We start from the raw sequence: 21416 nt of genomic DNA, 5'->3' as shown, positions 1-21416 counted from the left end.
CGCGCCGTTTCGCGTTTCTAATTTCACTACGCGAAATTTGTCCAAATATTTTTTGTTTAAATGAGTGCCTTACGTAATGTCGAAATGTGCGGCGGGAGGGCCGCGCAGTTTTTACGAGTATCGGTGAGGGACAGCCGGAGGGAGGACAACAATGCCAAACACATCACATCCGGACTGACCGGTTTAACAGCGCAGTCCTGCGCTGACATCCATCCAGACACACAGCAAAAAAGCAACTGACGGGCTTCGGCGCGACCGGTTCTTTTGTGCCTGTCTCAGCGGTTCGGAAACCAGAAAACCAGACACCGGCAAGGCCCTCGCTTTGCCGCAAGGCTGGGCTTTGCCTGCACGTACCAAAGCCTTCTGGAACCGGATCGCACCATCTTCGGCATCATAATGAAGGAAGACCTAAATGAAGATCACTTACACCCTTGGTGCGGCGGCGACCGCACTTGCCTTGGCCGGGCCTGCGCAGGCCATCGACGTCGGTCCGGGGGACTACACCATTCTGCCGGGCGGCACCAATCTGGGGATGGTGTACTGGCAGCACCTCAGTTCGGATACACTGAAGATCGACGGCAACGAAATTCCGTCGTCGAAGCTGGAAGGCGACGTTGTCATCCTGCGCAACGTCAACTTCTTCGAGCTGGGCAGCATGCCTGCCGCGTTCCATCTGGTCATGCCCTTTGCCAGCCTTGAGGCCGACATCGGCGGGGTCGAACAAGAGGTCACCAACGGCCTTGGTGACACGACCATGGGCCTGACAGTCTGGCCCGTTCAACCCGATAACCCCGAGACCGGCACGACGCTTGGCTTCTCGCTGTTTGCGACGTTGCCCACCGGCAACTTCGAGCCCGGTAAGATCGGCATCGGCGAAGGCACCACCACGCTGACACCTCAGCTTGGTTTGATCCAGGGCCTTGGTGGCGGTTGGTATTTTGACGGCGTTCTGGATGTCGCGATCAAGGCCGACAGCACCGTGGACGGCGTCGAGTACAAGCGCGATCCGTCTTGGCAGATGCAGGCCATGCTGCGCAAACAGTGGGGCCCGACCACATCGCTGGCGATCGGCTATTCCGGCAAGCGCGGTGGCGACATGACGGTAAATGGCCTCGAAAGCGGTCTGAAAACCGAAAGCGACCAGTTGCGCGTCTTTGGCACCCACTTCGTCAGCCCGACGGTTCAGGTGCAGGGCATGCTGGGCAAAGACATCAATGTTGATGGTGGCTTCCAGAACAACAGCGTGGCCCAGTTTCGTCTGGTCAAAGTGTACTAAGATTTCTCCGGCCCGGTGCGCGCTGGGCCGGTCATCCCGATCGGGTGCTTAACGATCCGATCCGGTCAAAAGGTTCTGAACGACCTTATCCATCACCGCAAAGAACGTCTCGCGCTCGGCCGCCGACACGTTTTCGAACAGGCGATCATTCAGCGCCTCGGTGTGTTCCCGAATTTTCGCAATCAACGTATGCCCGTCTGCAGTCAGGGTCAGCGCATTCTGGCGGCGATCCTGTTGGCTGCGTTCGCGCGCCACCAACCCGCGTTCTTCCAGATGCTTGACCACTGCGGTCACAGCGGATTTTTTCAGCACGACGGATGTCGCCAGATCGTTTTGCGAAATACCGGGGTTCAGCCAGATCACCGACAGCACTCCGATCACACCGGCCTCAAGGTCCAGTGCCTGACGGATGGCATGGCCTTCGGGGCGCAGCAGGCTTTGTAATGTGCGCGCCATAAATGGCAGATCCCGCGACAGGATGCCAAAATCATCGCCCTTGGGTGGTCTGGTGTTGTGGCCGGTCACGGTGCCTCCTGTCCTGAGTTCCGGCTTTATCAATAGCCTTGCGATATGCGGTTCGTAAAGCGGTTGGGGCCCCGAAAACTGCTCCAGTTTTTGAACGAATAATATGATTCAGAACGGAGGATCGGCGCCTGATACTCTAATTCGTCAATTTTTCATGGCCAAAAACACCATTGACAGAATCGCAATATAGTTCACTAAATGAACTAATAATAAGGATGACCGCAAAGCGCGTCACATACCAACAGTTCAAAATGAACGCGGCCAAAGAAGCCGCTCCTTCCGGGAGGACATGATGAAAGACCTTTTCAAAACGCTGGCGCTGACCGCGCTGACCGCGCTGACCGTCTGTGCCGCCGACGCGGCGATGGCCACCGAATTGCGCCTGTCTGTGGAAACTCCGCCGGGCCACGTGCGCAACCTTGCGGCTGAACGCTGGGCCGAAGCGATTGCCACCAAATCGAACGGCGCGATCACGGTCGAGGTCTTTCCTGCCGCACAGCTTTATAAATCCGCCGACGCGATCCGCGCCTTGGCGTCGGGTGCGTTGGACATGTCCATTCAGGCGTCCCCCACGCTCAGCCGGTTTGAACCGAACCTGTCGGTGATCACGCTTCCGATGTTCTTTGGCGCAACCCGCGATGACGTTCGCACCATTCTGGACGGCCCCTTGGGCGATGAACTTTGGGGCATGGTTGCGAAAAAAGGCATCGTTGTTCCGGATGGCGGGCATTTCGAATTTGCCCCCAACAATTCCGCTTACACAGCTGGCAAGGTTGTTGCGACCTATGGTGATCTTACCGGCGTCAAACTCGCCACGCCGCCCAGCCCTGTTGTCGTCGCGATCATGAAGGAAATGGGCGCCGCGCCACAGGCGACCCCGCGTTCAGAGATTGTGCTGCAGCTGACGCAAGGCCAGATTGACGGTCTGGGGTCGGTCACCGACCTGACCATCAAGGGCGGCAAGCTGTGGGAAGCAGGCATAGACAACGCCTTCGCCGACAACGCGGGCTGGGGCGTGTATATTCCGCTGATGTCCAAGGCGAGCCTTGAGAAACTCAGCCCAGAAGATCAGGCGATCATTCAAGAGGCATGGTCAGAAACCGTGGGCTGGGCGCGCGACTATGCGGCCAACGAATTGGCCGATGCACGTGCTGTGAACGAGGCCAACGGCGTCACCTACCATGATCCGGATCCGGCAGCCATTCAGGCCATGCGCGAAAGGATGACCGCCGCGCAGGATGCGATTGTTGCCGATGGCGGCATGGACGCCGAGTTTGTGAGCCGCGTCCAAGCAGCCCTGACAGGCAACTGAAAATGCCGCGCTGTCCTATGCAATCAGGGCAGCGCGATCATTGGTACATACAGGCATGATCACCAAAATCCTTACCATCTGGACGCGCATTGAAGCAGTCCTAATCGGGCTATGCATTATCGCGGCCTTGCTGGTCTTTCTGGGCGGCGCTGCGGTACGCGCCTTTGCCCCCGCCTATTCCGTGGACTGGGCGGAAGAGGTCGCTTTATACGGCATCATCTGGGCCACCGTTCTGGCGGGCTCGTCGCTTGTGGCAGAAGGGCGGCATCTGCACACCGAAGTGTTTCTGGCGCGCTTTTCACCGCGCACCCGCGCAGTGATCGGGTGGGCCATGACCGGCGTCGCCACAGCATTCTGCGCCGCGATGATGGTCTACGGCTGGCAGGCCTATTCCTTTGCTTTGCTGCTGGACGAACGATCAGCGTCAAGCCTGCGGGTGCCACAGGCCTATGCGGTCTTTCTGGCGCTGCCTGTTGGCATGGCGCTGATTTTGGGTCGTGTCGCATTGATGATCCTGTCAGGCCAACGCCCGTTTTCCGGCGTCGTCCACCTGCGCGAAACCGAGGAGCTTTGATATGCAGGCTCTGATCGGATTGGGCGGGATGCTGGTGCTGATGGCACTGGGCGCGCCGATTTTCGTGTCGCTGGGGTTGGCGGCGCTGTTGATGCTGGCGACCGAGGGCCGCCCCCTGATGGATGCCGCCGCGCATTCGATCAATGGCATCAACTCGACCACGTTCCTTGCGGTGCCGTTTTTCGTCATGGCGGCAACCTTTATGCAAAAGGGTGGCATCGCCCGTGTGATCATCGAGGCGGCGGAAACATGGGTCGGCCATTTCCGTGGTGGTCTGGGGTTGGTTGCGGTCATTGCCACCACCTTGTTTGCGGCCATCAGCGGATCGTCTGTTGTGACGGCCATGGCCATGGGTACCTTCCTGATCCCCGCAATGGTGGCGCGCGGCTATGACCGGCCTTTCGCATTGGGCCTTGTGGGTGCGTCAGGCACGCTGGGCATCCTGATCCCGCCGTCCTTGTCGATGATCCTCTACGGGCTGATAGCCGAAGAAAGCGTGCCGCGTCTGTTTCTGGCAGGCGTCGTGCCGGGCCTGTTGCAAGCGGCGCTTTTGGGGGCTTGGGTGATCTTCTATTCACGGCGTAAGGGATACGCATCAGGCCAGCGGGCCAGCACCTCGGAATTCATCCGCAAAAACCTGCGCGCTTTGCCTGCCGTGGCGATCCCGCTGTCGGTGTTTGCGGGAATATACTCAGGATATACAACCGTCACCGAAAGCGCAGGCGTCGCCGCCATCGCCTCGGTCCTTGTGGCGATTTGCGTCTATAAAGAAGTCACCTTCCGCGATGTTTTTCCCATGGCGACCGAAGGGATGAAGTCGGCCTCGGCTGTGACATTCATCGTCATGTTCGCGCTGCTGTTCGCCCACTGGATTACCGGTTCCGGCATCCCCACGGCCTTGGTCAACTTCGCCATCGCGCGCGAATTGGAACCTTGGCAGTTCCTTTTGGCCTTGAACGTCATGATGATCATTCTGGGCATGTTCCTTGATGCCATCGCGGTCATGCTGATCGTGACGCCGATTGTTCTGCCGGTGCTGTCGACGTTGGGCATTGATCCTGTTCATTTCGGCATCGTTCTGATCGTGAACATGGAGATCGCCTTCCTGACGCCGCCCATCGGGCTGAACCTGTTTGTTTTGTCCTCCATTGCCAAGGCGCCGATGTCCGAGGCTGTGCGCGGCATGGTGCCTTTCGTGATCATCATGGCGGTCTTCCTGATCCTCATCACCTACATACCGGAGATTTCCCTGTGGCTTCCGAACCTGTTGATGCAATGACCTGCGATTGGGATCCGTCCGATCCTGCAACGCAGGCGAATTACCCCGCCGCGCAGGAACGTCTGCGGCAGATGGCGCCTGTGGCGTGGTCGGACAAATGGGGCGGGTTCTATACATTGATGCGCTACGATGATGTCATGACAGCCAGCCGCGATCCGGAAACCTTCACAGCGACCAAGATGACGGTGATCCCGTCGTCCCCGCGCAAAGGATTGCCGCGTCTGCCGCTGCAAAAGGACCCGCCGGAAAGCGACCGCTATCGCAAGGGGCTGAACCCGTTTTTCAAGGAAAACAAAGTCCGCAGCTGGGAACCCGCGCTGCGTGAATTGGCAGGTCGCTTGATGACAGACCTGCTGAAAACGCCCGAGGCCGCGAATTTCTCGGGTGGGTTTGCCGAACCCTTCACGCAAGGGGCCTTGGGCATCCTGCTGGGCCTTGATCCTGAAGAGGCGTTAGAAATCGGGCGGCTCAGCCATGCCTATGTTGAGGCCGTGCAGGGAGAAGACCTGACCACGGCTGGCGGGTTGTCCAAACAGGTGGACGGCTTTGCGATCCGACTGGTGGATAACCGTCTGGCCAACCCACGCGATCCGGAAACCGATATCGTCAGCGGCCTTGCCGCCCAAACGCCCGACGGTCAGCCTTACACCGAAGAGGAACTGGCAGGCATGGTGCGTCTGATGCTGATCGGCGGCCATGTGGTGCCGCGCAATTTCATGTGCTCGGTCGCGTGGCACATGGCGACGCATCCCGACCATGTCGCTTTGCTGCGCAGGGATGCAGCCGCGTGGAAACCGTTTATCGAAGAACTGCTGCGCTACTACCCCGCCAATCAGGCGCTGGTGCGGGTTGCGACCAAGGACACGTCGCTGGGTGGTGTGGATATTCCCAAAGGCTGCCCTGTCGCGCTGAATTTCCTGTCGGCCAATCGGGACGAGGCGGTGTTTGACCGCGCGATGGAGTTTGTGCCTGATCGCAGCCCGAACCGTCATCTGGCCTTTGGCATCGGGCCGCATATGTGTCTTGGGCTGGCGATGGCGAAACTGCAAACACGGATCACGCTGGATGCCTTGTTGTCTGTGCCGGGTTTGGCCGTGGCCGGCACGCCAGTTTGGGCGCGATGGACGGAATACGGCATCAGCGCGCTGTCGTTGGACTTGCGGGGCGAAGCATGACGCGACCCGACGATTTCACCCTGCCGGAAGCCGAGGATTTCGACTGCCCCCACGCCCAGTTCGCCCATTTGCGAGGCCATTGCCCCGTTGCATGGTCGAACGATCTGGGGGGCTTCTGGGCGGTGACGCGCCATGCCGATGCCTGCGAGGTGTTGGAAAACTGGAAGCTGTTCACCACCACCGTTCAGAACGTCGTACCGCCTGTGGCCACCACGCAAAGACGCCCGCCGCTGCATCTGGACCCGCCCGACAACATCCCCTACCGAAACGCGATCCTGCGATTTCTAAGCCCGTCGCGCCTGAAGGCGTGGGAGCCTCGGGTGGAACAAATGGTGGCGCGGTTTCTGGACCCGTGGATCGCCAATGGCGGCGGCGATATCTGTGCCGGTTTTTCCTTTCAGTTGCCCATCGCTCTGCTGGCCGAATTCTTTAACCTCGCGCCGGATCAGGCCGAACGTATTCGCGTTGTGGGTGCTGCGTTCAACATGGCGTTGCAGCGGCAGGACATGCCGGAACTGCGCGCCCGATCGGATGAACTGTACGGCATTGCCGAGGCGCTGATCGCGGATCGCATCGCCCATCCCCGTGATCCCGACACCGACCCGACGGCCAATCTGTTGGCGGTTCGGGTAGATGGCGAGCCTTTGGCGCATGATCTGATCCTCGGGGCGCTGCGGCAGTTTCTGTTGGTGGGGATCATCGCGCCCACGACCTTTATCGGATCGATGGCGGTCCATCTGGCACGGCACCCTGATCATCACAAGGACCTGCGCGATGACCCGTCACGCGTGAACGACGCGACCGAGGAATTGCTGCGCCTTTACACGCCCTATCGCGGGTTCGCCCGCACCGCGCGGCAGGACACGGACCTTGGCGGAAAGACCATCAAGGCAGGTGAGGCGGTCGCCATTGTCTTTACATCGGCCAATCGCGACGAGGCGGTTTTTGATGACCCGCATGAATACAAACTGGATCGACCTGCCCGCGATCTTTTGACCTTTGGTCGTGGCCCACACATGTGCCCCGGTGCGCCCCTTGCGCGGCTTTTGCTGCAAGAAGTGTTGCGCCAGCTGACATCGAAAACGGTGAAGCTGACCGTGGTCGGAGACATCGAAATGACGCGCTGGCCAGAGTACGGCCCGCTGTCCGTGCCGCTGAAAGTGACGCCAGTGTAGACGATCCGCGACCTTTGGTGCGGTCGCGGGACGTCAGAAATACCCCAAAAGCGCGAAATCCGTGCTAGCATCCCCCGACTACGAGATCGCGGTGGAGGAACGGGGTTTTGTTGGAACATGCTTTGATTCTGGATTCGGTGGGGGCACCCATCCCGCATGACGATGCCACACGCTCGACCGATTGGGACGAGGTGCAGGCCTTTTGTGAAACGGTCTATATGCCCTACAAGGTGCGGCCGCTGGAGCGGTTTTCGAAACCGGACGCCACGATGATTTCGGCTATGGCGGGGCGCGTGACGATGACGCGGTTTTCCTATGGGACCGGCATCTTTCTGGATCAGTTCGATCCCGAGGCGGGCAATATCCTTGTTCTGAACACCCTGCGCGGGGCGCTGAACCATCAGTCGGACGGTGCGCCTGTTTCGACGGGGGCAGGGGAAAGCTTTGTCGTGGATTGTTCGCGCACCGATTACTGGCTCGAGGGCGATCCGGATCATATGCAGTTGAACCTGACAATCCCGCATCAGGTGATGGCCGATACCGCCGAACGCTGGTTCGGCTTTGTCCCCGATGACACGCTGTGGACCAGTCGGGTGAAGTTCGGCGGTCCGAACACTGCGTGGCCGTCTTTGCTGGATTATGCGGCGCGGGCACTGACGCGGACAGGCACGATTGCCGCCGATGCGGCGCTGGCCCGTCATATCGAAGAGGTGCTTTGCGTCGAACTTCTGCGCCACTGGGCGGCGCGGGCCGGCGTGAAACTGGAAAGCGGCGCGCGGGCGGCGGCCCCCGGATATGTGCGCCGCGCCGAAGAGATTTTCGAGGCCGAGGCACGGGATGCGCCGACCGTGGGCGATGTCGCCAAGCGCGTAGGTGTGTCAGCGCGCACGCTGTCGGGTGGCTTCCAACGGTTTCGCGGCATTTCCCCGCGCGATTTTCTGGCGGCGCGCCGCATGGAAGGATTCCGCGCCGATCTGGAAACCGCGCCTGCCCATCTGAGCGTGTCCGAGATCGCTGTGGATTGGGGCTTTAGCAATCTCGGGGCGCTGGCGGGGCGCTACCGCGACAGGTTTGGTGAACTGCCGTCGCAAACACGGCTGCGGGCAGGGGGCGCTGCGCGTCACTGATATTTTCCTTCCGAAACCGGACAGCGCCTGCCGATGCCGGACAGCGCGTGGGCCCGCGCGCTCGTACCCTGTGCCGCACGAGTTCTAGGGAGGAACCACATGAAAGATACGATTACATCCGATATCAAATCGCGTTGCGACAGTGTGTTGAACGGCCTGACCAGCGGCGCGTCCCGTGTTCCCGGCGTTGTGGCGATGGTCACCGACCGCGACGGCGACATCTATTCCGGTGCATCCGGAGAACGGCGCATTGGCGGTGATCCGATGACGGAAGACACCGTCTTTGCCATCTTTTCCACGACCAAGGCGATTGCGGGGACGACCGCGCTGCAATGTGTGGAAGACGGGCTGCTGGACCTTGATGCACCAGCCAAGGAATACGCGCCTGCCATCGGTAATTTGCAAGTGATCGACGGCTTTGATGACAGCGGCCAGCCGCGTCTACGCGCGCCGAGATCCGATGTCACCACACGCCAGTTGATGTTGCACACGGCGGGCTTTGGCTATGACTTCTTCAATGAAGACTACAAGCGTCTGGCCGAAGAGCATGGCCAGCCGTCGGTTGTGACCGGAAGCCGCGCCTCCATTGAGACGCCGTTGCTATTCGATCCCGGTGAGAAATGGGAATACGGCACCAACATCGATTGGGTCGGTCAGGTTGTCGAAGGTATTCGCGGTAAACGTCTGGGCGAGGTTATGGCGGAACGTGTCTTTGCGCCGCTGGGCATGACGGACATTGCCTTTACCCGCACCGACAACATGAAGCCGCGCACAGCAACCATCCACGCCCGTGGCGAAGACGGCGGCCTGACCCCGATGGACGATTTCGCCCTGCCGGATGACCCCGAGGTGCACATGGGTGGTCATGGCCTTTATGGCTCGGTGCCGGAATACATGAAGTTCATCCGCATGTGGTTGAACGACGGTGCTGGCCCGAATGGCCGCGTGCTGAAGCCGGAAACGGTGGATTGGGCTGTCAAAGGGGCGTTGGTGCCGCCGCAAAAGGTGACGATGCTGCCCGGCGTGATCCCGTCTTTGTCCAATGATGCTGAGTTCTTCCCGGGGCTGGCCAAGGATTGGTCCTACACCTTTATGGTCAATTCCGAAGAGGCCCCGACAGGCCGCCCCGCCGGTGCCATCGGTTGGGCCGGTCTAGCGAACTGTTTCTACTGGATCGACCGCGCCAATGGCGTCGGTGGCTATTGGGCGACGCAGATCCTGCCGTTCGGCGATCCCGAGTCCTTCACCGGCTACATGGATTTCGAAACCGCCGTTTATCAGGCGCTGGCCAACAGCTGATCTTTCGGGGCGGTCGCGGACCGCCCCTTCATCCCAGTCGGTGTCGTCAGAGAACGCCGCGTCGTGGAAAAATCCACGGCGCGGTGATTGCGTCGTAATACGGCTTTCTCTATATGCCGCGACGAACCGGTCGCAGCCTACCCGGTCTAAAAAACAAGGACTAGATCATGAAGACACTTGTCATCTGCTCGGGCGGACTCGATTCCGTTTCGCTTGCGCATATCACTGCGGAAACGCGGGAACTGACCCGTTTGGTTTCCTTCAACTATGGCCAACGCCATCTGAAAGAACTGGAATTCGCAGCCGAAGCTGCGGAGCGTCTGGGCGTGCCGCACACTGTTATCGACCTGCGCCCCGTGGGTGCGGCGCTGACCGGATCGGCGCTGACCGATGAAATTGACGTACCAGATGGTCATTATGCCGAAGAAACCATGAAAATCACCGTGGTGCCGAACCGGAACGCCATCATGCTGACCGTGGCCTACGGGATCGCGGCGGCGAATGGTGATCAGGCGGTGGCGACCGCTGTGCATGGCGGCGATCACTTTATCTACCCCGATTGCCGTCCCGATTTTGTCGAGGCTTTCGACAAGATGCAGCGCTTTGCGTTGGACGGGTACGCCGACGTCAGCCTGTGGACACCTTTCGTGCACCGCACCAAGGCCGACATCGTCAGCGACGGGGCCAAGCACAACACGCCGTTTGACCGGACGTGGTCCTGCTACAAGGGTGGCGAACACCACTGCGGTCGCTGCGGCACTTGCGTAGAACGGCGCGAGGCGTTTGATCTGGCGGGCGTGACTGATCCGACGGTCTATGAGGACCCTGATTTCTGGCGTCAGGCCGTCGCAAATGCGGAGGCCAAGTAATGTTCCGCATTTCGAAAGAGTTCCACTTTTCGGCCTCGCACCAACTGGAGCATCTCCCCGCCGATCATCAGTGCGCGCGTTTGCACGGGCACAACTATATCGTTGTGGTCGAACTGGCGGCGGCCGAGTTGAACGAGGACGGGTTCGTGCGGGATTACCACGAACTCAAACCGCTCAAGACCTATATCGACGACACGTTTGACCACCGCCATCTGAACGATGTGCTGGACGTGCCGTCGACGGCGGAAAACATGGCCAAGCACTTCTTTGACTGGTGCCGCGCGCGCTGGCCGGAGACGTCGGCGGTGAAAGTGTCCGAGACGCCCAAGACATGGGCCGAATACCGGCCATGACCCTGCGCATCGTTGAGATTTTCGGGCCGACGGTTCAGGGCGAAGGGGCCCTGATCGGCGAGGCCACGGTGTTCGTGCGGGCAGGCGGCTGTGACTATCGCTGTAGCTGGTGTGATTCATTGCATGCGGTGGACAGCCAGTATCGCCACACGTGGCTGCCCATGAGTGATGATGCCGTGATGGACGAGGTGCGCCGCCTGTCTGGCGGGCGCCCATTGACCGTGTCGATTTCGGGCGGCAACCCCGCCATTCAGGACTTTGCCCCGCTGATCGCGCTGGGCAAGGTCGAAGGGTATCGCTTTGCCTGCGAAACCCAAGGGTCGGTGTCGCAGCCGTGGTTTGCCGATCTCGATACGCTTGTCCTAAGCCCCAAGCCGCCGTCCAGCGGCGAAACCGTGGATTGGGACAAGTTCGATGCTTGCGTGCAGATGTCCAAAGGCTGCGGGCAGGCGGTGATGAAGATCGTCATCTTTGACGACACCGATTACGTCTGGGCGAAAGAGGCCGCTGCTCGATATCCCGAGATGCCGCTCTATCTGCAACCCGGCAACCTCGAGGTAGACCCCGATCTGCCAGTGAACCTTGAAGACGCGACCGACCGGCTGCGTCAGTTGATCGAAAAAACCACCGGTGACGGCTGGTTTGCCCCCCGCATTCTGCCGCAGCTTCATGTCCTTGTCTGGGGCAACAAACGCGGCGTCTGACCCGAAAGGAACTGTCCATGTCTGATAGTATCTACAGCAATCTGAAACAGCTTGGCGGTGCCACGGTGCTGCCGACCGATCCCGATCAGGCCGAGCTTGAGCGCGTCCAGAACCCGCAGGCTGACGTGGATTACAACGTGCGCTTCACCGCGCCGGAATTCACATCGCTGTGCCCGATGACAGGTCAGCCCGACTTTGCCCATCTGGTGATCGACTATGTGCCGGGTGACTGGCTGGTCGAAAGCAAATCGCTGAAGCTATATCTGGGTTCGTTCCGCAATCACGGCGCGTTCCACGAGGATTGCACGGTGTCCATCGGGCGTCGTCTGAACGACTTCCTGTCGCCCCGTTGGCTGCGTATCGGCGGCTACTGGTATCCGCGCGGCGGCATCCCGATTGATGTGTTCTGGCAGACCGGCCCGCAGCCGGAAAGCGTCTGGATTCCCGACCAAGGCGTGCCGCCCTATCGCGGTCGCGGCTAAGATTTTTGGCGGCGGGTCCTATGGCCACGCGGCATAGGATTTGTCGCCTTCCAAACGGCGGATGCGGGCCGTCCGCCGGAACTTGGCGGGGCTTTCGCCGCGATGACGGATGAAGAACCGTGTGAAATACGCAGGGTCGTGAAAGCCCAGCCGGTAGGCCACCTGACTGACAGGCATGCCGGTGTTCGACAGCAGTTCCGATGCCTCGCGGATCAGCAGTTGATGCAGATAGCCCTGCGGTGATTTTCCCGTTGCGCGGCGCACGGCGGTGCCCAGCCTGTCGCGGGTGACGTTCAGCGCCGTGGCATAATCCGACACCCGCAAATGTTCGCGCATCCGCTGGCTGGCGAGTGCCATAAACCGTTCCACAAGACCCTGTGGCGAATGGCCGTGCGCGACCAGATCGGTGCGTACCTGCCGCCAGATGTGGATCAAGATTAGCGACAGATAGTATTGCGCCGATAGTTCTGCGCCCGGTTCAGTCAGCCCGTATTCCCGCGACAGCCCCTGAACAAGCTGCGCCACCTGACCGTCGCGTTCCAGCGGGGCGGACAGGGCTTGGGCAAAGGTTTTGCGCATCCGTTCGCCCAAGGGCGTGGCGGGCAGGGCGTTCATTACGTCCAGTTCGGGGATCGACAGGATCGTCGCGCGGGTGCCGCCTGCAATCGACAGTTCGCCGCCGTTGCCATCGGGCAGCCACAGCAGACGCGGTCCGTCGATCTCTTCGCGTTCCGGAAGGCCGCCGTCACGCAGCTCGACCCGCCCTCCGTGAAGCAGAACCAACTGCGCTGTCCCCGCAGCCAGCGTCACGCCGACGCGCGTCAGGGGGCTGCGAATGTCCTGAATTTGCAGTCTTGCGCGGCGGGTAGGTTGGGGCGGATTCGACGCTTTCATGCCTTGTGGCTACTGATTTTCACCCATTCTATCCAGCAAAAATACAAATAATGCTCTCATAAGTGCATATCTTGCACTTAATCCCTTCGCCTAAGCTTTTCCACGGCGAGGATCAGCTCGCCTGCTGAATGGTCTGCGCCCGAAGTGTGGGGGCGGGTCCAATAAGGCTCTTGGGAGGAGACATGGTTAATCTATTCAAACACGCCAAGGCGTGCACGACGGCGTTCGCGGTGGCGGCGGCGTCCTTCATGACTGCGGGTCACGCGACTGCGGCAGACGACACAATCACCATCGGCTATGCGGTGGCCCTGACCGGCCCGAACGCGACGGGTGCGGGGATTTCGACCGTGCCGAACTACCGCCTTTGGGTGGATCAGGTGAACGGCGAAGGCGGCATCGAAATGCCCGACGGGTCGCGCAAGATGATCGAAGTGGTCGAATATGACGACCGGTCGTCGAACGAAGATCTGGTGCGCGCGATCGAACGTCTGGCATCGCAGGACAAGGTCGACCTGATCCTGCCGCCGTGGGGCACGGGCGCGAACCTTGCGATTGCACCGCTGATGGCGCGCTTCGGCTATCCGCAACTGGCGGTGACGGCGGTGACAGACAAGGCACCAGAATTCGCAGCCCGTTGGGACCGTAGCTTCTGGATGCTGGGCGGTGGTCATGACTATGCGACCGGTCTGGTCGATGTTCTGGCACAGGCCCGTGACGCAGGCACGATTAACAACAAGATCGCGGCGGTGTCCGTTGCCGACGGTTTCGGCATCGACCTGATCAAGGGCGCGCGCCCTGCATTCGAAGAGGCCGGTTTCGAACTGGTCTATGACGAAAGCTATCCGCTGGGCACATCCGATTTTGCCGCGATCATGTCCGAAGCGCAGGCATCGGGCGCAGACAGCTTTGTCGCGTTCTCCTACCCGCCGGGCAGCTTTGGCATGACCAAAACCGCGCAGGCGATGGGTTTCAACCCCAAGGTCTTTTACATCTCTGTCGGTGGCGCGTTCCCGATCTATCCGGGTATTGCGGACGGCAAGGCCGACGGCGTGATGGCGATCGGTGGTGTTGATGGCACCAGCGACAGCGTCAAAGCCTATTTCGACGCCCACACCACCTTTGTCGGCAACCCGCCGGACAGCTGGGCCAGTGCCGTGACCTTCGCATCGCTTGAGATGCTGGAACAGGCGATTGGCCGCGTCGGTCTGGATCATGGTGATCTGGCAGCGGATCTGTCCAGCGGCACGTTCGATACGGTGATCGGTCAGGTCAAGCTGGAGGACAACCAGCTGCGCGATCTGTGGACTGTGGGTCAGTGGCAGAACGGTGCCTTTGTAGGCGTCGGTCCGGCGGACAAAGCGGGCGCTGCGGCCCCCGTTATTCCCAAGCCGGAATGGTAATCACCTGAACTGAAACATGTGGTCCGCCTGACCTGTCGGGCGGTCCATGGTTCCAAGGAAAACTTCTTTATGTTTGTCACGATCCTTATCCTCGGGCTTGTGCTCGGCGGGACGTATGCGCTGCTGGCGCTGGGGCTGACGCTGCAATACGGCATCGCCCGCATCATGAACCTTGCTTACGGCGAACTGACGCTGGCGGCGGCTTTTATCCTTGTGGCGCTGATGCAGGGCTTTGGCATCTCGCCCTTGCTGACAGTCGCGCTGATCGGGCCGGTTGGCTATGTGGTTGGCAGCCTTCTCTACACCGTGATGATGAAGCCGCTGGTGGCGCGGTCCAGCGGGGGTAAGCTGGATGTGGACTCGATCCTTGCGACCTTCGGGTTGTTGTTCCTGATCCAGGGCGCGCTGCTGATGGTTTTTGGCCCGAATTTCACATCGATTTCCTATCTGGATAAGGGTGTGACGATTTTTGGCGTGACCGTCGCGCTGAACCGCTTGATCGCCTTGGGCATCTGCGTGGTCGTAGGCGGTGCGCTTGTGATCGCGTTGGCGACAACACGATGGGGGCTTGCACTGCGAGCCGTGGCGCAAACGCCGACATCCGCGCCTTTGGTGGGTTTGGATGTGAATAAGGTTGCCCGTCAGGGGTTTGCTTTGGGCACAGCATTGGCCGCGACAGCGGGGGCGACCGTGGCGATGTACCAGACGTTTTCGGCAAGCGGAGGCGTGGTGTTCACCATGAAGGCGCTGGTGATCGTGATCATGGGCGGCGTGGGCAACGTGGGCGGTGCGCTGGCGGCGGGTCTGTTGCTGGGGCTGGTCGAAACATTTGTGGCGACCGCCATTGATCCGGGTCTGACGCTGGCGGCGACATTCGCGATCTTCCTGTTGGTTTTGCTGTTCCGGCCCCAAGGCCTGTTCGGAAAGGCCTGAGCCATGAAATACGTGATTTATCCCGTTGCTCTGGCGCTTTTGGCGGCAGTTCCTTTCGTGGCCTCGGACTATGCGCTGGGTCTCTTGATCGGCATGGTGACCTATGTCACGCTGGCCTCGGCCTGGGCAATGTTTTCGGGCCCGACCCACTATGTTTCGCTGGCCACCGTCGCGTTTTACGGGGCTGGCGCCTATGTCGTCGCCATGCTGAACGAGGTTATGGCCTATCCGATGATCCTGTTGATCACAGCAGGCGTGGGGGCGACCATGGCGTTGGTTGTGGGGCTGTCGACGCTGCGGCTGGCAGGCGTTTACTTTGTGATCTTTTCCTTCGGTCTGGCCGAACTGATCCGCCAGCTGATCACATGGTACGAGATCAACATCTACGGCACGCTGGGGCGCTATATCTTTGTCGATATCACCGCGCGTGGCATCTATTGGCAGATGCTGGGTTTGGCCGCGATCACCATTGGCCTGACCGCCTATATCAATCGCAGCCGTCTGGGTCTGGCCCTGCGCGTGATCGGCGATGATGAGGTTGTGGCGGCCCATTCCGGTATCCCGCTGGCACGGATGAAGCTGATGGCCTTTGTGCTGTCTGCCACGATCCTGACGCTGGCTGGTGCCATCGCATCGCCCCGTTGGGTCTATGTGGAACCCGCGATTGTGTTCAATCCGACCGTCAGTTTCCTGACCGTGATCATGGCGTTGTTCGGCGGGGCGAACCGGTTGTGGGGGCCTGCACTGGGCGCGATCCCGCTATTTCTGGCCTTTGAATACCTGTCGGCGCATTTCCCTGATGTCTATCCGATCTTCCTTGGTGCGTTGTTCATCGGTGTGGTCTTCCTTTTCCCGAACGGTGTGCTAGCCGGGATCGAAGGCCTGCGCCGTGGCAAGAAGGAGGAAACGGCATGAGCCTTCTGACAATCGACAAAGCGACCAAGAAATTCGGCGGTTTGACGGCGGTGGACGGCGTGTCGTTTTCGCTGGAGCAGGGTGAAATCCTCGGGCTCTTGGGGCCGAACGGATCGGGCAAGACCACGTTGATCAACCTGATCTCGGGCGCGTTGCCCATGACATCCGGTGACATCCGCCTGAACGGTGTGTCGCTGGCCGGCAAACGGGCGGATCAGATCGCCCACGCGGGGGTGGCGCGGACGTTCCAGTTGGTGCGCATTCTGCCGTCGCTGTCGCTGATGGAAAATGTGATGATCACGGCGGTTTTCGGCGCGAAATCCCACTGGGGGCAGGCGGCGAAGGATACGGCTATGACGGCGCTGAGCCGTGTAGGTCTGGCCAACCGTGCCACGGCAAATGCCGGGTCGCTGACCTACATCGACCAGAAGCGCCTTGAACTGGCCCGCGCTTTGGCAGCCGAGCCCGAGGTTCTGTTGCTGGATGAGTGGCTGGCAGGTCTGAACCCGACGGAACTGGCCCAAGGCATCGCCCTGATCCGTGAACTGAGCCAAAGCGGCCTGACCATCCTGATGGTCGAACACATCATGGAGGCGGTGCGGGCGCTGTGCCCGCGTGTGGTCGTCATGAATTCGGGCAGTTTGATTGCCGATGAAGCGACGCAATCGGCCCTGAACGACCCGCGCGTGATCGCGGCCTATCTGGGGGACAGTGCAGATGCTTAACGTTCGAAATCTGACCGTCAGCTATGGCCGCCACGTCGCGCTGGATGGTGTGTCGATCGAAGTGACCGATCATGAAATGGTGGCGATCCTTGGCGCGAACGGGGCGGGGAAGTCTTCGCTTCTGAATGCCATCGGGGGTCGTGTGCGGATCGGGTCTGGGACGATGGACTATCACGGTCTGGACCTGACCAAATGCTCGCCGCATGAACTGGTGGAAAACGGCATTGCGCTGGTTCCTGAAGGGCGCGGCATCTTTCCGGGCCTGTCTGTGGCGGAAAACCTATTGCTTGGGGCGAACCCGAAACGGGCGCGGGCCAAGGTGGACCAGTTGCAGGAAGAGGTCTTTGCCCTGTTCCCGAAACTGGCCGAACGCCGTACCCAGATCGCGGGCACAATGTCAGGCGGTGAACAGCAGATGGTTGCCATTGGCCGTGCGCTGATGTCGTCGCCGGATCTGTTGTTGTTGGACGAGCCATCACTCGGGCTGGCCCCGATTGTGGTGCAAGAGGTCTTCGCCGCCCTGAAAGGCATCCGCGACAAGGGCCTGACGATTGTGATCGTCGAACAAAACGCGCGCGCGACGCTGGCCTTGGCGGATCGCGCCTATCTGATCGAATCCGGTCGCATCATCGGGTCCGGCAAGGCCGAAGACCTGAAAAACGACCCACAAGTTGTCCGCGCCTTTTTGGGCGGGGCTGTTTCCTAATCCAACGAAAGAACTGGGTAAAATGACTGATCTGAACCTTTATATTTATGGTGAATTCGTCCCGTCCGAGACCGGAAAACAGTTCACGCGGTCGAACCCGATTACAGGGGATGTTGTGACCCACGCGGCGGCGGCCAGCCTGAGCGATGTGGACCGCGCAGTGGATGCAGCGGCGCAGGCCTTTCCCGAATGGTCCACGACCTCGCCCGGTGTGCGGCGCGAGAAGTTGCTGGCAGCGGCGGAAAACCTGAAGGCCCGCGCAGGCGACATTATCGCCGCGATGAAAGAGGAACTTGGGGCGACCGAGGCTTGGGCCGGTTTCAACGTCAAACTGGCATCCGACATGCTGGTCGAGGCGGCTGCAATGACCACCCAGATCAAGGGCGAGATCATCCCGTCGAACCGTCCGGGTTCACTGGCAATGGCGATCCGTCAGCCTGCGGGCGTTGTGCTGGCGATGGCGCCGTGGAACGCGCCGGTGATCCTAGGGGTGCGGTCCATCGCTACACCTTTGGCCTGCGGCAACACGGTTGTCATGAAAACGTCCGAACTGTGCCCCCGCGTTCACGCGCTGGTGGTCGAAGCGGTGGCCGAGGCGGGCTTCCCTGCCGGTGTGCTGAACGCGATTTCCAATGATCCGAACGACGCGCCGCAGATTGTTGAGGCGCTGGTTAAGAACCCCGCGATCCGCCGTGTGAACTTCACCGGTTCGACCCGCGTGGGCAAGATTATTGGCGAGCTCTGCGGTCGCTACCTGAAGCCTGCGCTGCTGGAACTGGGCGGTAAGGCCCCGATGATCATTCTGGATGACGCAGACATCGACGCGGCCGTCGCGGCGGCGGGTTTTGGCGGGTACATGAACCAAGGCCAGATTTGCATGTCGACCGAACGCATCATCACAGTGGGTGACATTGGCGACAAGTTTGTCGAAGCCTACACGAAAAAGGTGGAATCCTTGCGCGCGGGTGATCCCCGCGACGGGATCGAGCCTTTGGGATCGCTGGTGAACCAAGGCGCGGCGGACCGTGTGCGCGATCTGGTCAAGGATGCGGTCGATAAGGGCGCTGTCATGATCGGTGGCGGTGGCGATCAGACCATCATGAATGCGGTCGCGCTGGATCATGTGACACCGGAAATGCGCATTTATACCGAAGAGGCATTTGGCCCCGTAACCTCGGTTATTCGTGCAGGGTCGGTGGACGAAGCCGTGGGCATCGCCAACAGCAGCGAATACGGGCTGTCGGCGGCGGTCTTTGGCCAGGATGTGATGCGGGCGATGGCTGTGGCCAAGCGGATCGAATCCGGCATCTGCCACGTCAACGCGCCCACCGTGCACGACGAAGCGCAAATGCCGTTCGGTGGCATCAAGGCATCGGGCTATGGCCGTTTTGGCGGTGTCTGGGGCGTGGCCGAGTTTACCGAACTGCGCTGGATCACATTGCAGGACGGTCCGGTCCATTACCCGATCTGATCCGGTTACATCCGTTTCAGTACCTCGTGCAGGACCCGCTCTGCGGCGCGGGACAGTTTTCGGCGTGAATCCTGAATGACGAAGTAGGGGGCCACCACCACCGGTGCGCTGGTCTTCAACTCGGTCAGGTTCGCGCCGATCTCCTGCGAGGTCAGGAGCGTCATCACCTCTTTCGTCTGGGGCGAAATGGCCTGCCCTTCGGCGACTTGCGACAGGGCGATGATCAGGGACGAGGTGTTCAACACACGGCTGGGGCCGGAAACGCCCTTGTTGTGAAAGGCGTTCTCGATCGCTTCGCGGATGGGAAAGCCCTCTTCCTGGATCACCCACGGATAGGCCGCCAGTTCGGCCAGATCGACGGGGTCCTGTCCGGCAAGGGGATGGGATTTGTGCACCATCAGCGACACGATTTCGGTGCGTCCGGGATGAAAGCGGAACTCGGTCCGTTTGTAGCCGGGGGTGGTGCGGCCCATGATGAAATCATAGTGCGCCTCTTCCAATTTGCGGAACAGCGTGGCGGAGGGGGCGACGTCCACCGAGATGCGCAGATCGGGATAGTCCTGTTGGATGCTTTGTATGGCGGGCATCAGGCACCCGACAGCGGGGCCGGTAACCGCGCCCACACGCACGTCGCCCAAAGACCCCGAGCGCAGGTGGTTCAGCTCATCCCACATGGTGCCCAGTTCCGATACAACCACGCGTGCGTGCCGCAGCAGGATGCGACCCGCGGGCGTCGGCTCCATCCCCGCGGGGTGGCGGATGAACAGGTCACTGCCCAATTGCGCCTCGAGATCCGCAAGAATGCGGGATGCGGCGGGCTGCGAAATGGCGACGGCCCGTGCCGCCAGCTGTAGCTGCTGGGTTTCGTCGATCTTCAGCATCAGTTCGAGATGCTTGGGTTTGATGCGGTTAAGGTTCTGCATGGGGCGTCCTGAAATCTGCATAACACTTATGGTATGCAAAATGCCCATTAGTCAATTTTACAGGTATGCACTGCGAGGCATAAATTGCCCGCCATGACGCGCAGCACCGCTGAAGTGGGCCGAGTCGCCCGCGACCCGAGCGAGGGACCAGCGATGCGGACAAGGCGTGGTCATGGACTTGGGAGGAGAAACCAAATGAATTTGAAACTATTGCTCACCAGCTCGGCTCTGGCTCTGACAGGCTTTGCGGCTATGGCTGACACCGTTGGCATCGCGATGCCGACCCAATCCTCGTCGCGCTGGATTTCCGACGGCAACTCGATGGTCGAACAGTTCGAAGCAGCTGGCTATGACACCATCCTGCAGTATGCCGAAGATGATATCCCGAACCAGCTGGCGCAGATCGAAAACATGATCACCAATGGGGTCGACGTTCTGGTCATCGCGGCGATTGACGGCACAACGCTGTCCAACGCGTTGGAAAACGCGCATTTCGCAGGCATCAAAACCATCGCTTATGACCGCCTGATCCGTGACAGCGAATATGTCGACTACTACGCGACATTCGATAACTTCAAAGTGGGCGTTCAGCAGGCAAGCAGCCTTGTCGATGGTCTGAAAGAACGCTTTGGCGATGGCCCGTATAATGTCGAGCTGTTCGGCGGGTCGCCCGACGACAACAACGCGTATTTCTTCTATGATGGCGCGATGTCCGTGCTTCAGCCGCTGATCGACAGTGGTGAGATCAACATCGTATCCGGCCAGATGGGCATGGACACTGTTGGCACCCTGCGCTGGGACGGTGCGGTTGCACAGGCACGCATGGATAACCTGCTGTCTGCCCATTATACCGATGCCGAAGTGCACGGCGTACTGGCGCCTTATGACGGTCTGTCCATTGGCATCATCTCGTCCCTCAAGGGCGTGGGCTATGGCTCTGGCGATCTGAAAATGCCGATCGTCACCGGGCAGGATGCCGAAGTCCGTTCGATCAAATCCATGCTGGCGGGTGAACAGTATTCGACCGTCTTCAAAGACACCCGCGAACTGGCGCGTGTGACTGTGGGTATGGTCGAGGCGCTGCTGAAAGGTGGCGAGCCGGAAATCAACGACACCTCGACGTACAACAACGGCGTCAAGATCGTGCCGTCCTACCTGCTTGAGCCGGTGTCGGTGGACATGTCGAACTGGGAAGAGGTCATCCTCGGTTCCGGTTACTACACCGCTGACCAGCTGAAGTAACCAAAACAGGTTTCTCCCCATGGTGCGTCCGGCCCCAACACCGGTCGTGCCCTGGGG

At 60.4% G+C, this 21416-nt stretch carries 22 protein-coding genes; 19 read left to right on the top strand and 3 right to left on the bottom strand.

Annotated elements, in window-relative coordinates; genetic code table 11:
* The first annotated feature begins 412 nt into the window (after positions 1-412).
* Positions 413-1276, top strand: a complete 864-nt coding sequence (locus C4S59_RS03290) for a transporter (RefSeq protein WP_103909023.1) — start codon at positions 413-415, stop codon at positions 1274-1276.
* A gap of 48 nt (positions 1277-1324) precedes the next feature.
* Here the strand turns inward: C4S59_RS03290 and C4S59_RS03285 are convergent, their stop codons facing one another.
* Complete coding sequence (locus C4S59_RS03285) at positions 1325-1801, bottom strand: MarR family winged helix-turn-helix transcriptional regulator (RefSeq protein ID WP_234994665.1); 477 nt, start codon at positions 1799-1801, stop codon at positions 1325-1327.
* A 292-nt stretch (positions 1802-2093) separates the two neighbouring features.
* On the opposite strand from C4S59_RS03285, the gene dctP reads away from it, so the two are divergent.
* From dctP to queF, 11 genes are all read left to right on the top strand, one after another.
* On the top strand, positions 2094-3113 hold the full coding sequence (dctP, locus tag C4S59_RS03280) for a TRAP transporter substrate-binding protein DctP (RefSeq protein WP_103909410.1): 1020 nt from the start codon (positions 2094-2096) through the stop codon (positions 3111-3113).
* Positions 3114-3168: 55 nt separating this feature from the next.
* Positions 3169-3687, top strand: coding sequence for a TRAP transporter small permease (locus C4S59_RS03275; protein ID WP_103909022.1), 519 nt, complete (start codon positions 3169-3171; stop codon positions 3685-3687).
* Between the two features lies 1 nt (position 3688).
* Positions 3689-4966: a TRAP transporter large permease gene (locus C4S59_RS03270; protein WP_103909021.1), complete on the top strand. Its 1278-nt coding sequence runs from the start codon at positions 3689-3691 to the stop codon at positions 4964-4966.
* Positions 4939-6141 (top strand): cytochrome P450, encoded by a 1203-nt coding sequence (locus C4S59_RS03265; RefSeq protein ID WP_234994664.1) that lies wholly within the window; start codon positions 4939-4941, stop codon positions 6139-6141. Before C4S59_RS03270 ends, C4S59_RS03265 begins: the two co-directional genes overlap by 28 nt.
* Positions 6138-7316 (top strand): cytochrome P450, encoded by a 1179-nt coding sequence (locus C4S59_RS03260; RefSeq protein WP_103909019.1) that lies wholly within the window; start codon positions 6138-6140, stop codon positions 7314-7316. Before C4S59_RS03265 ends, C4S59_RS03260 begins: the two co-directional genes overlap by 4 nt.
* 122 nt (positions 7317-7438) lie before the next feature.
* Complete coding sequence (locus C4S59_RS03255; RefSeq protein WP_234994663.1) at positions 7439-8443, top strand: AraC family transcriptional regulator; 1005 nt, start codon at positions 7439-7441, stop codon at positions 8441-8443.
* A gap of 99 nt (positions 8444-8542) precedes the next feature.
* The gene (locus C4S59_RS03250; RefSeq protein WP_103909017.1) at positions 8543-9742 is read left to right on the top strand and encodes a serine hydrolase domain-containing protein; all 1200 of its coding nucleotides are present in this window, start codon (positions 8543-8545) and stop codon (positions 9740-9742) included.
* 167 nt (positions 9743-9909) lie between these two features.
* A complete protein-coding gene (gene queC / locus C4S59_RS03245; RefSeq protein ID WP_103909016.1) occupies positions 9910-10611 on the top strand; it encodes a 7-cyano-7-deazaguanine synthase QueC in 702 nt (233 codons plus the stop codon).
* Positions 10611-10964 (top strand): 6-carboxytetrahydropterin synthase QueD, encoded by a 354-nt coding sequence (gene queD, locus C4S59_RS03240; protein ID WP_103909015.1) that lies wholly within the window; start codon positions 10611-10613, stop codon positions 10962-10964. Before queC ends, queD begins: the two co-directional genes overlap by 1 nt.
* Positions 10961-11668, top strand: coding sequence for a 7-carboxy-7-deazaguanine synthase QueE (queE, locus tag C4S59_RS03235; RefSeq protein WP_103909014.1), 708 nt, complete (start codon positions 10961-10963; stop codon positions 11666-11668). The genes queD and queE overlap by 4 nt, the downstream gene beginning before the upstream one ends.
* Positions 11669-11685: 17 nt before the next feature.
* Positions 11686-12150 (top strand): preQ(1) synthase, encoded by a 465-nt coding sequence (queF, locus tag C4S59_RS03230; RefSeq protein ID WP_103909013.1) that lies wholly within the window; start codon positions 11686-11688, stop codon positions 12148-12150.
* A gap of 18 nt (positions 12151-12168) precedes the next feature.
* Here queF and C4S59_RS03225 read toward each other — a convergent pair whose 3' ends face one another.
* Complete coding sequence (locus C4S59_RS03225) at positions 12169-13044, bottom strand: helix-turn-helix domain-containing protein (RefSeq protein ID WP_103909012.1); 876 nt, start codon at positions 13042-13044, stop codon at positions 12169-12171.
* 182 nt (positions 13045-13226) lie between these two features.
* Here C4S59_RS03225 and C4S59_RS03220 point away from each other — a divergent pair, with 182 nt between their 5' ends.
* The 6 genes from C4S59_RS03220 to C4S59_RS03195 all read left to right on the top strand — a co-directional run bounded on the left by C4S59_RS03220 (position 13227) and on the right by C4S59_RS03195 (position 19194).
* Positions 13227-14444: an amino acid ABC transporter substrate-binding protein gene (locus tag C4S59_RS03220; protein ID WP_103909011.1), complete on the top strand. Its 1218-nt coding sequence runs from the start codon at positions 13227-13229 to the stop codon at positions 14442-14444.
* Positions 14445-14513: 69 nt separating this feature from the next.
* Positions 14514-15377: a branched-chain amino acid ABC transporter permease gene (locus C4S59_RS03215; RefSeq protein ID WP_103909010.1), complete on the top strand. Its 864-nt coding sequence runs from the start codon at positions 14514-14516 to the stop codon at positions 15375-15377.
* Positions 15378-15380: 3 nt separating this feature from the next.
* Entirely contained in the window at positions 15381-16292 is a 912-nt protein-coding gene (locus tag C4S59_RS03210) for a branched-chain amino acid ABC transporter permease (RefSeq protein WP_103909009.1), read from the top strand.
* Complete coding sequence (locus tag C4S59_RS03205; protein WP_103909008.1) at positions 16289-17017, top strand: ABC transporter ATP-binding protein; 729 nt, start codon at positions 16289-16291, stop codon at positions 17015-17017. The genes C4S59_RS03210 and C4S59_RS03205 overlap by 4 nt, the downstream gene beginning before the upstream one ends.
* Complete coding sequence (locus C4S59_RS03200; protein WP_103909007.1) at positions 17010-17723, top strand: ABC transporter ATP-binding protein; 714 nt, start codon at positions 17010-17012, stop codon at positions 17721-17723. Before C4S59_RS03205 ends, C4S59_RS03200 begins: the two co-directional genes overlap by 8 nt.
* A gap of 22 nt (positions 17724-17745) precedes the next feature.
* Positions 17746-19194: an aldehyde dehydrogenase gene (locus C4S59_RS03195; protein WP_103909006.1), complete on the top strand. Its 1449-nt coding sequence runs from the start codon at positions 17746-17748 to the stop codon at positions 19192-19194.
* Positions 19195-19199: 5 nt separating this feature from the next.
* On the opposite strand, the gene C4S59_RS03190 is transcribed toward C4S59_RS03195, so the two are convergent.
* Entirely contained in the window at positions 19200-20117 is a 918-nt protein-coding gene (locus C4S59_RS03190; RefSeq protein ID WP_160006739.1) for a LysR family transcriptional regulator, read from the bottom strand.
* Positions 20118-20312: 195 nt separating this feature from the next.
* Here C4S59_RS03190 and chvE point away from each other — a divergent pair, with 195 nt between their 5' ends.
* Complete coding sequence (chvE, locus tag C4S59_RS03185) at positions 20313-21359, top strand: multiple monosaccharide ABC transporter substrate-binding protein (protein WP_103909004.1); 1047 nt, start codon at positions 20313-20315, stop codon at positions 21357-21359.
* Positions 21360-21416: the final 57 nt, after the last annotated feature.

Origin of the sequence: Thalassococcus halodurans, from assembly GCF_900108225.1 — a bacterium.
In the GTDB taxonomy this organism is placed as follows: domain Bacteria; phylum Pseudomonadota; class Alphaproteobacteria; order Rhodobacterales; family Rhodobacteraceae; genus Thalassococcus; species Thalassococcus halodurans.
This window is presented reverse-complemented; position numbering and strand designations above follow the sequence as displayed.

What these genes read in the sequence shown, in the direction of transcription:
- C4S59_RS03290 (WP_103909023.1), top strand. Translation starts at nt 413, where the DNA reads ATGAAGATCACTTACACCCTTGGTGCGGCGGCGACCGCACTTGCCTTG.
- dctP (WP_103909410.1), top strand. Translation starts at nt 2,094, where the DNA reads ATGAAAGACCTTTTCAAAACGCTGGCGCTGACCGCGCTGACCGCGCTG.
- C4S59_RS03275 (WP_103909022.1), top strand. Translation starts at nt 3,169, where the DNA reads ATGATCACCAAAATCCTTACCATCTGGACGCGCATTGAAGCAGTCCTA.
- C4S59_RS03270 (WP_103909021.1), top strand. Translation starts at nt 3,689, where the DNA reads ATGCAGGCTCTGATCGGATTGGGCGGGATGCTGGTGCTGATGGCACTG.
- C4S59_RS03260 (WP_103909019.1), top strand. Translation starts at nt 6,138, where the DNA reads ATGACGCGACCCGACGATTTCACCCTGCCGGAAGCCGAGGATTTCGAC.
- C4S59_RS03250 (WP_103909017.1), top strand. Translation starts at nt 8,543, where the DNA reads ATGAAAGATACGATTACATCCGATATCAAATCGCGTTGCGACAGTGTG.
- queC (WP_103909016.1), top strand. Translation starts at nt 9,910, where the DNA reads ATGAAGACACTTGTCATCTGCTCGGGCGGACTCGATTCCGTTTCGCTT.
- queD (WP_103909015.1), top strand. Translation starts at nt 10,611, where the DNA reads ATGTTCCGCATTTCGAAAGAGTTCCACTTTTCGGCCTCGCACCAACTG.
- queE (WP_103909014.1), top strand. Translation starts at nt 10,961, where the DNA reads ATGACCCTGCGCATCGTTGAGATTTTCGGGCCGACGGTTCAGGGCGAA.
- queF (WP_103909013.1), top strand. Translation starts at nt 11,686, where the DNA reads ATGTCTGATAGTATCTACAGCAATCTGAAACAGCTTGGCGGTGCCACG.
- C4S59_RS03225 (WP_103909012.1), bottom strand. Translation starts at nt 13,044, where the DNA reads ATGAAAGCGTCGAATCCGCCCCAACCTACCCGCCGCGCAAGACTGCAA.
- C4S59_RS03220 (WP_103909011.1), top strand. Translation starts at nt 13,227, where the DNA reads ATGGTTAATCTATTCAAACACGCCAAGGCGTGCACGACGGCGTTCGCG.
- C4S59_RS03215 (WP_103909010.1), top strand. Translation starts at nt 14,514, where the DNA reads ATGTTTGTCACGATCCTTATCCTCGGGCTTGTGCTCGGCGGGACGTAT.
- C4S59_RS03210 (WP_103909009.1), top strand. Translation starts at nt 15,381, where the DNA reads ATGAAATACGTGATTTATCCCGTTGCTCTGGCGCTTTTGGCGGCAGTT.
- C4S59_RS03205 (WP_103909008.1), top strand. Translation starts at nt 16,289, where the DNA reads ATGAGCCTTCTGACAATCGACAAAGCGACCAAGAAATTCGGCGGTTTG.
- C4S59_RS03200 (WP_103909007.1), top strand. Translation starts at nt 17,010, where the DNA reads ATGCTTAACGTTCGAAATCTGACCGTCAGCTATGGCCGCCACGTCGCG.
- C4S59_RS03195 (WP_103909006.1), top strand. Translation starts at nt 17,746, where the DNA reads ATGACTGATCTGAACCTTTATATTTATGGTGAATTCGTCCCGTCCGAG.
- C4S59_RS03190 (WP_160006739.1), bottom strand. Translation starts at nt 20,117, where the DNA reads ATGCAGAACCTTAACCGCATCAAACCCAAGCATCTCGAACTGATGCTG.
- chvE (WP_103909004.1), top strand. Translation starts at nt 20,313, where the DNA reads ATGAATTTGAAACTATTGCTCACCAGCTCGGCTCTGGCTCTGACAGGC.